This is a genomic window from Pseudomonas sp. UBA6699, assembly GCF_002454615.1.
Taxonomy (GTDB): domain Bacteria; phylum Pseudomonadota; class Gammaproteobacteria; order Pseudomonadales; family Pseudomonadaceae; genus Aquipseudomonas; species Aquipseudomonas juntendi.
The window spans coordinates 54,576-65,819 of record NZ_DKJF01000046.1 but is presented as its reverse complement, the minus strand read 5'-3'; the positions used below and the strand labels follow the sequence as shown (position 1 = coordinate 65,819).

Annotated in this window: 15 protein-coding genes; all 15 read right to left on the bottom strand. The window is 66.6% G+C overall.

Annotated elements, in window-relative coordinates; translation table 11 throughout:
* Positions 1 to 489: integrating conjugative element protein (locus B3361_RS09060; protein ID WP_286920182.1), on the bottom strand; the 489-nt coding region annotated here is incomplete at its 3' end.
* Complete coding sequence (locus B3361_RS09055; RefSeq protein WP_003109780.1) at positions 486 to 1,076, bottom strand: transglycosylase SLT domain-containing protein; 591 nt, start codon at positions 1,074 to 1,076, stop codon at positions 486 to 488. The genes B3361_RS09055 and B3361_RS09060, both read right to left, overlap by 4 nt.
* Positions 1,058 to 1,795, bottom strand: coding sequence for a TIGR03759 family integrating conjugative element protein (locus B3361_RS09050; RefSeq protein ID WP_003098886.1), 738 nt, complete (start codon positions 1,793 to 1,795; stop codon positions 1,058 to 1,060). Before B3361_RS09050 ends, B3361_RS09055 begins: the two co-directional genes overlap by 19 nt.
* A gap of 12 nt (positions 1,796 to 1,807) precedes the next feature.
* Complete coding sequence (locus B3361_RS09045) at positions 1,808 to 2,452, bottom strand: hypothetical protein (protein WP_003098888.1); 645 nt, start codon at positions 2,450 to 2,452, stop codon at positions 1,808 to 1,810.
* Positions 2,449 to 3,048: a PilL N-terminal domain-containing protein gene (locus B3361_RS09040; protein WP_003098890.1), complete on the bottom strand. Its 600-nt coding sequence runs from the start codon at positions 3,046 to 3,048 to the stop codon at positions 2,449 to 2,451. Before B3361_RS09040 ends, B3361_RS09045 begins: the two co-directional genes overlap by 4 nt.
* Positions 3,049 to 3,186: 138 nt before the next feature.
* Positions 3,187 to 5,466, bottom strand: a complete 2,280-nt coding sequence (locus tag B3361_RS09035) for a helicase-related protein (RefSeq protein WP_004350563.1) — start codon at positions 5,464 to 5,466, stop codon at positions 3,187 to 3,189.
* Between the two features lie 136 nt (positions 5,467 to 5,602).
* Complete coding sequence (locus B3361_RS09030; protein ID WP_003116817.1) at positions 5,603 to 5,908, bottom strand: hypothetical protein; 306 nt, start codon at positions 5,906 to 5,908, stop codon at positions 5,603 to 5,605.
* Positions 5,909 to 5,997: 89 nt separating this feature from the next.
* Positions 5,998 to 6,318 carry a hypothetical protein gene (locus B3361_RS09025; RefSeq protein WP_003116818.1) on the bottom strand — a complete coding sequence of 107 codons (321 nt, stop codon included), beginning with the start codon at positions 6,316 to 6,318 and terminating at the stop codon, positions 5,998 to 6,000.
* A 50-nt stretch (positions 6,319 to 6,368) separates the two neighbouring features.
* Positions 6,369 to 7,502 carry a DUF6094 domain-containing protein gene (locus tag B3361_RS09020; RefSeq protein ID WP_223224654.1) on the bottom strand — a complete coding sequence of 378 codons (1,134 nt, stop codon included), beginning with the start codon at positions 7,500 to 7,502 and terminating at the stop codon, positions 6,369 to 6,371.
* Between the two features lie 40 nt (positions 7,503 to 7,542).
* Complete coding sequence (locus B3361_RS09015) at positions 7,543 to 8,190, bottom strand: hypothetical protein (protein ID WP_003116820.1); 648 nt, start codon at positions 8,188 to 8,190, stop codon at positions 7,543 to 7,545.
* Positions 8,191 to 8,266: 76 nt separating this feature from the next.
* The gene (locus tag B3361_RS09010; protein ID WP_003090124.1) at positions 8,267 to 8,527 is read right to left on the bottom strand and encodes a hypothetical protein; all 261 of its coding nucleotides are present in this window, start codon (positions 8,525 to 8,527) and stop codon (positions 8,267 to 8,269) included.
* Between the two features lie 16 nt (positions 8,528 to 8,543).
* Positions 8,544 to 8,951, bottom strand: coding sequence for a hypothetical protein (locus B3361_RS09005; protein WP_003116821.1), 408 nt, complete (start codon positions 8,949 to 8,951; stop codon positions 8,544 to 8,546).
* Between the two features lie 104 nt (positions 8,952 to 9,055).
* Entirely contained in the window at positions 9,056 to 9,397 is a 342-nt protein-coding gene (locus B3361_RS09000) for a hypothetical protein (protein WP_003116822.1), read from the bottom strand.
* A gap of 94 nt (positions 9,398 to 9,491) precedes the next feature.
* Entirely contained in the window at positions 9,492 to 10,181 is a 690-nt protein-coding gene (locus B3361_RS08995; RefSeq protein ID WP_003116823.1) for a DUF3275 family protein, read from the bottom strand.
* Between the two features lie 94 nt (positions 10,182 to 10,275).
* Positions 10,276 to 11,103, bottom strand: a complete 828-nt coding sequence (locus tag B3361_RS08990; protein WP_003116824.1) for a DUF932 domain-containing protein — start codon at positions 11,101 to 11,103, stop codon at positions 10,276 to 10,278.
* Between the last annotated feature and the right edge of the window lie 141 nt (positions 11,104 to 11,244).

The following is an 11,244-nucleotide window of genomic DNA, read 5'->3' as shown; positions in this document are numbered from 1 at the left end:
GGCCAGGTCGTCGCCGGCCACGGGCGCGAGCGGCACGCCCGGCACCAGGGCGCGCAGCCGCGCCAGGCCCTGCGCGGTCTCGACGTTGACGACCAGGCCGACCGCGCCACGTTCGCGCAAAGCGGCGGCGCGGCGCTGCAACCAGGCCCGGGAAGCCTCGTCGTCGCCGATGACCACGAACGGCCGCAGGCCGGGCGCTTCGATCACCCGTCGCGCGACGGTGCCGGGCGTGAGCTTGGCGCTGCGCACCGGCAGCATCGCGGCTTCGTCCGCCCGTGTGGCAGGAACCTGGGGCGTCGGGATGGACGGCCGCGCCGGTGCGTTGGCGCGCGGCTGGAGATTCAGGGCTTCGTAGTACGGCAATGCCGACGTGCCGCCACGGTCCTCGACAACGATCAGTGGCTCGCCGGCACGCGAGGCCAGCGGCAGGCCTGACAGCAGCATGAGTAGGCCCGTGAACGCGAGATGGGCGGGATGGGGTTTCGTCATGGGGAGGTCTCCTGGCGCGCCGCGAGGACCGCGGCGGCTGGTCGCGTGCCCTGCACGCGGGCAAGGTGGCGCGACACGCTGCGCCGATAGCGGGCGGCGGGCTCGCCGCCTGCGGGGCGGTGGTAGCGGCCGATCGCCAGCAGCCAGTCCTCGCCGGGGGTGTGCTGCTCCTTCAGGATCTCGGCGGCAACGGCCAGGTTGCGATACGGATCCAGCAGGTCGCACGCGCCGGTAAAGCGGTGCTTGTGGTAGCCGAGGTTGATCTGGCCCAGGCCCGCATCAATGCGCGTGTGCGGCGTGGCGCGCATCGCCTGCTGCAGGCCAGCGCAGGCGTCGGCGCGCGTGGCGAAGCGGCGCGACTGGCCGGCGACGTTGAGGGACCACGGCCACGGCACCAGGCGCCCGTTGCGCCGGATGCCGCTCTCCTGCAAGGCCACGGCGTAGAGCACGGTCGAGGGGATGCCTGCGCGCTGGGCGGCAAGCTGGTAAGCCGGTGGCGGAACCTCCTGGGCCAGGGCGGCAACGGCATACAGGCCGGCAGTGAGCACCAGTGCGCGCAGGGGCATGGCTACGGCTGGCGCTGCCATTGGCCGTTCACTTCGCGCACGGCGGCGGGCAGATCGCCGGGCAGGCCCAGTGACAGCCAGCGGCCGCCGTCGTGGTTGAGCGTGATGCTGCCGGCGCGCACGCGCGCCGGGTCGATCTGCGCGCGCTTGGCCCAGTCGCGGATGCGCGCGTCATCCTGGCGGCTGCCCACCATGTACAGGTCGAACTCCGCGCCCGAGGATTGCAGGCGCTGCACGAGCTGTCCGCAGGCTGCGCAGCCGTCCTTGACGAACACCGCCATGCGGCCGCTGCCGCGCAAGGGACTGCTGGATGGGCCGGCGCCCGGCTTGTCGTCGGGCAGGTTCACGCGCTGCATCCCCGGATTCAGGCGCTGCCAGGCCTCGTCGTAGGCGCGCTGGTAGGCGAGCAGCTTCTCGACGCGGCGCGCTTCCACCTGCACCTGCAGTTCCGCATAGCGGCGCCGTTCTTCGTCCGTGCGAGCTTCGATGCCCAGGGCGGACAGCGGGTCCAGGTTGGGCGAGTAGATACCCAGCGGCCCATCCATCAGCTCGCGGTAGCGTGCCCATTCTTGTGGCTGCAAGCCCCATTCGGTTGCCACCCGGTCGTCCAGCACGCGGGCGGCCAGCGGGCGCTCCTGGCTCTGTGCGTTGCGCGCCGAGGTCGTTGCGGGCTGCTGCGCCCAGGCGGGCCATTGCGACGACGCCACCAGGACCGCGAAAAGGAGGATCGACGGCTTCATGGGGTGCTCCGGTCAGGGAATCGCCACGCGGCGGGTCTGGTTGCCGGCCTGGAACACTGCGGTGTTGCCCTCGATCGCCTGCAGGCGCCACGGGCCGACCGCATCCCCGGGCAGCAGCACCTGAAGTTGGGCGGGCGTGAAGTCCCCGATGCTCGGCGCGACGGACACGCTGCGCTGGCCGGCGCGCAGTTCGGCGCCGACGACGCGGAATGGCAGCGGCGGCAGCTCGGTCTTGGAGGCGGCGGACGTGCGCGATGCGCGCCGCTGGGCGGGTGCGGTGGCACGCGCGGCGGCTTGGCGCGCCTTGATCTGCTCGACCTCCGCGCGCAGCGCCTGGAGGTCGTCGGCCGCTGCGTAGCCACTGAGAGATTTCTCGACCTGGGCCGCGCGTGCTTCCAGAATCTGGCGGGTGTCTTTGAGGTCAGCGTCCGTCGCGACGGCCGGGCGCTGCTGGATGGCCTCGATCGTCTCGGCCAAGCCAGTTGCCTGCGCTTCCAGGCGTTGCAGGCGGGAATCCAGCCGCTCCTGGTCGGCCTGGTCGCTGAGGGCCTGGTAGCCCAGGGCCGCCAAGACGCTGAGGAAGATCAACCAGAGCCACATCAGGCTCTGCACCACCACGGCGGCGGTCGATCGCTGGGCAGGTTGCGGGGCGTTCATGGCTGGCCTCCCGAAACCATGGGTGCCAGCGGGAACGTCTGCACCGCCTCGGTGGCGGGTGGCTCGGATGGGGACTCGGCGACCGCGCGATCGCCGGGCCGCTCGAAGCAGATTTGCCGTGCGCGGTCATCCGCGTGCAGTTCCCAGGCCGGGCCAGCCAGCGTGAGCAGCGCATCGCGCAAGGTCATGGGGCCGAGGTGCAGGTGTACCGCCGGCAACGGCAGCGCGTACAGCTCGATCACGGCATGCGCGGTCTGGCACAGGCCATAGCCGCTGCGTTTGAGCACGTGCCGAAGCCCATCCCCGACCGTGGCGCGGGCATCCTCGGGCATGGACACGTCGATGGTCTGCAACAACAGGTCGCGCTGCGCCGCCATGGGTGCCAGTTCGACCAGTGTGTAGCGGGCGTAGCGCACGACCGGGATGTACTCGGAAGCCTCGGGTTCAGGCGCGGCCAAGACTTCCGCGATGGTGTCGGGCGCGACCGGCGCAGTCGTCGTCGCGCAGCCACCGGCCAGCACCGACCACAGCAGGCCGAGAAATCCCGCCAGAAGGCGGCGTTCGGGATAGTGAAACCACGGTGGAGAGGGGCACATAGCTCGGCGTCCTGAAACATCCAGCCCTCACCATCGCCGCTCAGGCCGCGAGCGGCAGCAAACAATGCGAACCAGGCAGCGTCCGATTTACCGGGAGCGGCAAAAAAAACGGCCCCGAAGGGCCGTAAGTGGAACGTGTCATGCGGCGACAAGCTGCCGGGCCAGTGCGACCTCGACGGAATCACCGTCCTGGTTCAGGACATCGAGCCCGGATTCGGGCACGTCGCCCGAGGTGGACTGCGAGACCATGATCTTCTTGGCCATCAGCTCCAGGCAGGTCATCTGCGAGGAACCGGCGTAGCCGAGGTAGATCACACGCACGGGCTGCTTCTGCCCGATGCGCCAGGAGCGGCGTGCCGCCTGCTGGAGCGAGTACACGTTGTAGCCCGACTGCATGAACACGATCGTCGGGAACTCCAACAGGTCCAGCCCCGTCTTGACCAACTCGGGGTTGGTGATGAGCACGTCGATGCCACGGTCCAGTTGCTCGGCGATCCAGTCTTCGCGGCGGCTGGCATCCACGCTCGCGCGCAGCACCGCCACCTTGAAGCCTTCCTGCTCCAGCAACACCTTCAGGCGCGACGTGGTGTCGCGCGTGCCGGTATAGACCGTGTAGGCCAGGACCTTGCGGCCCTGCGCCTTCTCCTCTTTGCAGATGTCGATCAGCTCACGCTCCTTGGGGCTGATCTCGAACTCGTTGAACTGAGCCGGGACAAACGCCAAGGTGTTGCGCGTGCGCGGATGCACCACGGTCTCCGACCGGAAGCAGCAATCCGGCCAGGCCAGCAGCACGTTGAGGACCACACCCAGCAAGGTCGTATCGCGTCGCGCCAGAGCCTGTTTCAGCTCCGCGGTCAGCCGACCCGCCAGATCGCGGTAGGCCGCGGCTTGCGCCGTGTCCATCGCGACTTCACGGAACTCCTCGTCATACGGCGGCAGGACGTTGCCACCGATGTCCTTGAGCTTGAGAAAGATCGTGAACGGCAGGATGCAGCGCAGCACGCCCTTGGGGCCAAACCCCGGGGCCTTGACCGTGCGCACCGATACCTTGGTGCCCTTGGCCGTCTTGTGCGCCGTGCCGGTGCTCTCGGAGTAGATGTCCTTCAACACCCCGTGATCGCGCATGAACGCCATCGCAGCCGAGGTCATGCTGCCGCTCGTGGTCGGGCGGTAGCCGTCTTCGATCATCCGCCCCGGAAGGGCTCGGAACAGCAGGTGGAACAGGTCGTCCCCGTAGCCGCCCATCAACGTGCCGGTCAGCAGCAAGGTCTTGCGAGCCTTCGCCGCCAGCACGCCCATGGCCTGGCCCTGGGCACTGCCCCCGTTCTTGTACTCATGTGCCTCATCGGCGATGAGCAGGTCGAACGTGCCTTGCGGCAGGTAGCGTTTGATGAACTCGGACGGCTGATAGCCGCCCTCGCCAAAGCCGAACTCCATGTTGGCCATCGCACGTTCCATGCGCGTGGCCTGACGGTCGGAAAACACCAGCTCGCCGTTGCCATCCATGAGGTTGATGAACTCATGGATGTTGTCGCCGAGCATCGACGCCAGGAACCCGTCACCGAACTTTTGCATCAGCTTCTGCGCGGTGACCTCTCCGATGGTCGGTATGCGCTTTAAGGCTTTGAGCACGGCCGAGGACTGGTCGCTGCCGGACAGACTGCGCGGGCGGATCAGTGTCCACAGGGGCGCGGCGCAGTGGCCGCACTTCCTGCGGCACTCCTCGGCTTGGAGCGCGATCGGGTTGACCGGCTCGCCGTCGAGGTCGGTGATGACCGTGCCGCAGTCCGGGCAGGCCGCCACGTCGCCGTGGCGGGTGCGCCGCGTGGTGAAGACAGGCTTCCAGTGAAAGCCCATCCGCATCCTGACGCGCCCCAGGACGAAGAACTCCTGGCCCGTGGGCTGCACGCCCAACTGCTCGCGCAGCTTGATGAGCTTGACGAGCGTATCCGGCCCGTTGAGTACCCACACCTTGGCACCGGCCACCGTCTCCTGGATCTCGCGCCGCCACTTGTAAACCAGGTGGGGCGGCGACAGCACCAGAGTGCGGCGATAGCCTTCGGCGTTGAGCACGGCGGCCGTGGCAATGCCGACGGTCGTCTTGCCGCAGCCCATCTCGCCATTGACGATCGCAGCACGTTCGCCACGGTCGATCAGCAGCTCGGCGGCGGCGTGGACGACTTCGGCCTGGGCTGGGAACAGCTTGCGCTTGAGGCTGGCGACCACCAGTTGCCGGTGCGCCTGCGGTTGGCCGGTATAGACCGGCGGATTAGCGCTGTTGAGGGCGTCGAGTAGTTCGTCGCCGAACTCGCCGACAAAATCCTGAAGGCTCAGGGTCAGAGGGGAAGATTCCGCGTCGAGCAGTTCGCCCTGTACGGGCGCGGATTCAGCGGCAGTGGTTTCGAGATCGAGGGACATGGTGATGCTCCAAAGAAAAATGGGGCATGCACCACCCCCAGCGGGGCAATGGCATGCCCCGTGGTGGGAAGAGAATCGACGCGTGGCTGAGGGTGGTTGAAGGTGCTGGCCTGGGCGGCCCGCAGGTGAACCGTGCTCAGTCTTCGGACGGAAGCACGATGACGGTTGCGCAGCGCTGCGAATCGGTGACGATGCGAATGGCGAGCCCCGGATGGATCACGTAGTGCGATTCCAGCGACGCGCCCGATTGAAGCGCGCTGCTGTTCGTCTGCCATTGCTGGATGTTGACGTCGCCCCAGTCGCCACGGGTGTGGCGCCTGAAGTACGGGATCGGGTCCAGGCGACCCGCGCGGACCAGGCGGTCTACACCTCTGCTGAAGATGAGCGCCCCGATGGGGAACGCCAGCCGCTGGCAGTAGGTTTCGATGCGATGCGATGCCATGGGCTCCTCCTTGATGAGTCATTGAGCCACGACACCCCTGCCGGAGTGAAGTGGCTCCGTCAGGTGGATGAGGATGACGATGTGGGGCCTCAGATCAGGTCCCGCTCTTCGGGAAGCTGGACCACCGTGGTCTGGTGGTCCTCGCTGGTCTTGACGATCAGCGCCAGGTCCGGCGTGATCCTGAACTGCGAGATCATTAGGTTGTCCTGTTGGATCGCCACGTCGTTGGCTTGGCGTGTGGCCTCATCGATCTCGCCCCAGTCCCCGCGCACATGGCGCTGGACATAGGCCAAGGGGTCGATCAGGCCTCGCCGGGCCAGCCAATGCACCTTCTCGCTCAACTTCAACGTACTCGGTGCGAACAACGGTTGCTTGTGCGGCGCAGGCCGCTTGAACGGATTGGGGATCATGGTGTTTCTCCTTCGAGTTGGTACAGCAGGACGGCAGCGCGTCCGGTGGATCAGCGAATGGTCAACACCTCGCCCCGTGTCGCGGAGCCAGGTGTCATGTCCCACGCGCGGATGACGGGAACGAACTTGTCGGTGAGGATGCGGGTCTCGGCGATGGAGCCGTCTTCGCGTTCGGTGAACTCCCGCTGGAGCGTCTTGTCCTTGTGGGTGTCACCTTTGACGACGAGCACGCGCCCGGTCTTGGAGCGCACAACCCCCGAGATCGCACCCGCGGCCAGAGCCAGGGCGAGATGCCAGCGGGACAAGGCCCGCGCCGGTGGACGCAGCGATTGCTGCGCAGCCCCCAGGTGCGTGTCCTGCGATGGCCACAAGCCTTGCAGCCTGCCAACCTCATCGGCGAACTGCTCGGGCTCCATCGTCACGCGGAAGAAATGCTCTGGCTCGGCCGGGCTGGCGGGGACGATGTACGGCAGGAACGGCCACTCGCTCGGCAGTTCCTCGGCTTCGACTTCGCCTTGCCCTACCTGCAACAGCAGATTGCGCACGGCCTTGACGCCATCGGGCACCTGCTCGCGCTGGCGCACCCGGCGTCCGAAGATCACCACCTGCTTGAACTGCGTCTCCACCGCTCGGTAGATGCGCAGGTCCGTGTAGTGGCGCGTCAGCCAGCCGACCAACTCCGCGTCGAGCACGTAGCCGGGGACGATGAAAACCAGCACGCCGCCGTATTGCAGCAGCGAGAGCGTGCGCTGGTAGAACAGCTTTTCAAGGCGGGCACGGCCCTGGCCCTGATAGCCGATGTTGCCGTTGACGTCCTTGGACAGGTCCCCATACGGCGGGTTGAGCCAGAGCAGCCCGAAGGACTGCTTGGAGACCATCGTGTCCATCAGGTCCGCGTGCAGGCAGTGATCGACCAGGCCGCGGGCATGGCGCGCCCGCTCCGCGTCGAACTCGACGGCGAACGCCTTTGCCTGCTCGCGCCCGAGGGCATGGGCGGCTTCGGCGATCGCCACGCCTTCGCCGGCGCAGGGATCGAGGATGCACATCGGCCCGTCGCTGGGCATCAGTGCGTTGAGCGCTCTTTCGAGCGTGGGTTCGTCGGTCGGGAAATATCCGTTCTTGACGAAATTGCGGGCGAGCCGCGGGAACATGAGGGCCATGGAAGTCTCCTGGTTGGCGGGGATGAAACACGGAAGTACGCCAAGGCGTGCCTCCGAGGGTGGGTCAAGCCGCTACCGCTTCCGGCGTCCAAATCTTGGCCGGATACGGATAGGCGGTGAGCGCGTCGCTGCGGATCAGGGAGCCGAGCGCCAGGGTCAGCGCCGGCACGTCGATGGCGAGCCGATGGCCTTCCAGCGGCCCGAGGGCGAACGGAAGGCGGGCCAGCATCTCGCGGGTTTGCAGCAGTTCCAGCACGGTCTCGCGCCAGTGATCGAGCAGCGGCAACGGGCAGGTGTCCCGCACCAGCATCCACAGGCGGTCAAGCCTGTGGGCGCTGTCGCGTGGCAGCAGTGCCAATGCGCTGGCGTTGGCCTTGTCGGGCTTGACGCAGCGCCGGTCGAACAGCCACACGTTGGACAGCGAGCCGAACAGCGTCCGCCGGTACGCGCGCGTGATGCGCTTTTCCAGGCGATCGACGTTGCCGATGAATACCGGGACGCTGCCGCCCTGGTCGGTGATGACGTGGAACTGGTCCAGTCCCTGCTCGTCGCGCCCGAGGGTCAGGCGAGCGAGGAACTGCTGGACGGCGGTGTCCCGCGCCCAGATGGACAGGAAGATCAGGTTGCCCTGGTCATCGCCGACGCAGGCGTCGGCCATCACGTCCGGGCATTCGTCGATGCGGTACAGCGTGGAAGAAGTGTTTGCGGGCATGGTGGTGTCCTCGGATGAACGGGAACAGCACCGCCCGCTGGGGCAAGTACTGCCCCAGGGGGTGGAAGAAAACCGCTCAGTCCGGCTCGAACTGCCGGGTGTGCGGGTTGAAGTGAAGCGGCTCGTCCGCCGAAGTGATCGGCGTGAAGCCTTCCAGGTAGATGTTGTTGAGGTACTGGTCGCGGTAGGTCAGTGCCTGCCGTGCCTGGTCCTCGGTGAGGCCGTTGTCGATGAAGTACGCCAGCATTTCCTCGTCGGAGGACACTTCGTCGTTGGACAAACTCCCTTCAACGAGTGCCAGCAACGAGGGCGGAAGCGTTGCCAGGATCGGGTCCATGTCGGTTCCTCCTGGCTCAGGCCATCGACGCCGCGGCGGATGCCGCGGATGCCGTGGGTGTGCGCCGCCGGGCGTGGTAGGCGCGAACGCCTGCACGCCAGTCGGCGGACTGCTCCGGTGCGAGGTCCAGATAGGACAGCGGGCACGTGTAGTAGTACGGGTGCATGGACTCGTCCAAGGACTTGTAGCCCCACTGGCCGCCGCTTCGTTCAAGCAGATCGCAGCGGATGTAGCGCAGGGACTGGCCCGGTGCGAGATCACGATGCACGCCTTCGACCTTGGCGGTCACTTCGGCGACGGACCACAGCACGTTGCCGCGCAGGGTGTGAGCGATGACCTTGACGCTGGCGCGCTCGGTCTCTTGCGGTGCGATCAGTTCCGCGATCAGTTCGGACCGCGATTGGTTTGAGAAATACCAGCCCATGAGAGGCCTCCTCGAAAAGTTGAGCTGAAGGCCTCCCCGTGGGGAAGAACCCCCAGCGGGTGATGGAATGCCGCATCTGCGGCGAAGGAACCTATGCGTCGCCCTCAATCCCAGTCGTCATCGTCTCGATCACAACCGGCCGGGCAGTAGCCGAACTCGATCCCGTGCGAGCAATAGCCATGCTCCGCATTCCAGTCCTGGGTTTCCTGCCGTTCGGCAGGTGTTGCGTAGTCCCATTCCTGGGCCGCGATTTCGAGAGCCTGAGCACGTTGCTCATCCGGCAAACGATTGGCCTGTGCGTCGATCGCCGAACTGAAGAGCGTCACGTAGTGGTCGTAGGACAAGCCGCAACCGCGCTGGGCGTGTGCGGCGGCCGCTTTGCAAAGGTCCCGCCACGCGGGTTCATCCAGCGTTGAACGCGGGGTATCGCAAGCGATGGTGGACATGATGGAGACCTCCAGAAAATGGCCAGGGCCTCCCCCGCATGGGAAAGGAACCCCGGCGGGTGGATGAAGAACACCGCGCATGCGGCGTCTGCGATCACGCAGGTTTTGGTTCGGCCTGGCGGCTCCACTCCTGCGTCTTGAAGTCCAGCGCGTAGCCCAGCTCGCCCAGGCGGGCGATCTGCGCGCGCAGGGTGCGGCGGTCGATGGTCGAATCCAGTTTCACGGACTCGCCCAGCGGCCACAGCAGGCCGAAGAGCGCGGCGTCACCGTCTTCGGTGCTGCCGGGGGCAGCGGCCGTAGCAGGCGGTGGCGCATCCACGCCGAAGGGCGTGGTATCGACCAGCGGGTCCGCGGACGCCTGCACGGGTGCGGGCTTGGCGGGCCTGGACGCTTTGGTGGGCTTGGCCGGCGTTGCCGCAGGCTGCGCCCCTTGCTCTTCATCGAGCGGATCGACGTCCTGGGTGGCGAAGCTGCGGGCTTCGTCGCGGCTGAGTTTGTCGATGCCGTTGAGCGTCATGCCGTCGAGGCTGGCACGGATCTCGAACCGCATGCCGCCGCCGACCGGATAGGACTTCGGGAAGATGTACCTGATGATGAATTCCCCGTCGTACTTGCCTTCGGGGTACTGCTCCAGCTCCGGGTCTTTGACCTCGAAAGTACCGAGGTGCGTCGCGAGGCGGCCAACCGTGAACGGGCCGTTCTTGCCGCGGATGGTACGCAGCGTGAGCTGGCCGGGGACGACGATGGGCGCAACAGATTTCTCGGAAGCCGATGGGGTTGCCATGATGGTTCTCCTGATGATGAATGACGGGCCGCCGACGGCACCCGGTGGATGAGAGGAAATGGCCTCGCCCGAGGTGGGCGAGGTCCGCGTGGCATCACGCCTTGAGCTGGCGCATGCCTTCGGCCAGCAGCCACAACGCCCGGTTCAGGCGCAGGTTCTGGTCGATGCCTTGCACCGGACGGGTGCGCTGATTGCGGCCGTTGGCCGTGCGTCCGTTCAGGCCCCCTTTGACTAGGTTCTCCTGGACGCGGTTGAAGACGGCCCACAGGTCGTTCTTGCGGTCGTCCCATCGCCGAGGGGCCAGCAGTTGGCTCTCGGTGACAGGCGTGGACTTGGCCGGATCGTCGTACTTGAGTGCGAGCGCAGAGTTCGCAAAGACCTCCGCTTCGCCCTCATCGAGGGTGATGGTGCGCATCGCATCGCGCGCGTTATGCACGCGCTCGAAACCTTCGAGGACTCCGTAGGCACCTTCGATCACCTGGCTGGCCACGTCGCCCTTGTGGGGAACGCGGATGTCTGCGGTGGTGTCACCGCAAACCAGGCCGTTGTGGCAGACGAACCGGAACATGCCGGCGAGCATCTGATAGCTGCTCGTGCCGTCATGGCTGTTGAGCAGGATGATCTCGTTCGCCTCGTCGCCGTTGATCTGGCTTGCATGGCGAAGTCGGATGAGGTGCTTCGTGTACTCGCGCCGGTCTTCGTTGCGCACGCGCGTCTGACACACCATGAAGGGCTCGAAGCCCTCCTGGCGCAGCTTGGTCAGCACGGTCGAGGTCGGTATGTAGGCATACCGATCGGACCGGCTCCCATGTGGAGCGTCGGCGAAGATCGACGGAACGACGGCACGAATGCGGTCGTCCGAGAGTGGGCGATCAGAGCGCAGGATCGGGGATTGCGGAGCAAAGCGGGATACCAGAGACATGGCTGATCTCCTTTGAGAAATTCGACAACCGCGTGGCCGTGAGACCACGCGGAACTCGGGGGATGAAATGCGCAAGCACGCGTCCTGGGGACGCGGCGTACGTGGGGAGGAAAAGCGACAAGGCCCCGTGAGAGGCCGTGC

What these genes read in the sequence shown, in the direction of transcription:
- B3361_RS09035 (WP_004350563.1), bottom strand. Translation starts at nt 5,466, where the DNA reads ATGTCCCTCGATCTCGAAACCACTGCCGCTGAATCCGCGCCCGTACAG.
- B3361_RS08990 (WP_003116824.1), bottom strand. Translation starts at nt 11,103, where the DNA reads ATGTCTCTGGTATCCCGCTTTGCTCCGCAATCCCCGATCCTGCGCTCT.
- B3361_RS09025 (WP_003116818.1), bottom strand. Translation starts at nt 6,318, where the DNA reads ATGATCCCCAATCCGTTCAAGCGGCCTGCGCCGCACAAGCAACCGTTG.
- B3361_RS09010 (WP_003090124.1), bottom strand. Translation starts at nt 8,527, where the DNA reads ATGGACCCGATCCTGGCAACGCTTCCGCCCTCGTTGCTGGCACTCGTT.
- B3361_RS09005 (WP_003116821.1), bottom strand. Translation starts at nt 8,951, where the DNA reads ATGGGCTGGTATTTCTCAAACCAATCGCGGTCCGAACTGATCGCGGAA.
- B3361_RS09045 (WP_003098888.1), bottom strand. Translation starts at nt 2,452, where the DNA reads ATGAACGCCCCGCAACCTGCCCAGCGATCGACCGCCGCCGTGGTGGTG.
- B3361_RS09030 (WP_003116817.1), bottom strand. Translation starts at nt 5,908, where the DNA reads ATGGCATCGCATCGCATCGAAACCTACTGCCAGCGGCTGGCGTTCCCC.
- B3361_RS09040 (WP_003098890.1), bottom strand. Translation starts at nt 3,048, where the DNA reads ATGTGCCCCTCTCCACCGTGGTTTCACTATCCCGAACGCCGCCTTCTG.
- B3361_RS09050 (WP_003098886.1), bottom strand. Translation starts at nt 1,795, where the DNA reads ATGAAGCCGTCGATCCTCCTTTTCGCGGTCCTGGTGGCGTCGTCGCAA.
- B3361_RS09015 (WP_003116820.1), bottom strand. Translation starts at nt 8,190, where the DNA reads ATGCCCGCAAACACTTCTTCCACGCTGTACCGCATCGACGAATGCCCG.
- B3361_RS09000 (WP_003116822.1), bottom strand. Translation starts at nt 9,397, where the DNA reads ATGTCCACCATCGCTTGCGATACCCCGCGTTCAACGCTGGATGAACCC.
- B3361_RS08995 (WP_003116823.1), bottom strand. Translation starts at nt 10,181, where the DNA reads ATGGCAACCCCATCGGCTTCCGAGAAATCTGTTGCGCCCATCGTCGTC.
- B3361_RS09055 (WP_003109780.1), bottom strand. Translation starts at nt 1,076, where the DNA reads ATGGCAGCGCCAGCCGTAGCCATGCCCCTGCGCGCACTGGTGCTCACT.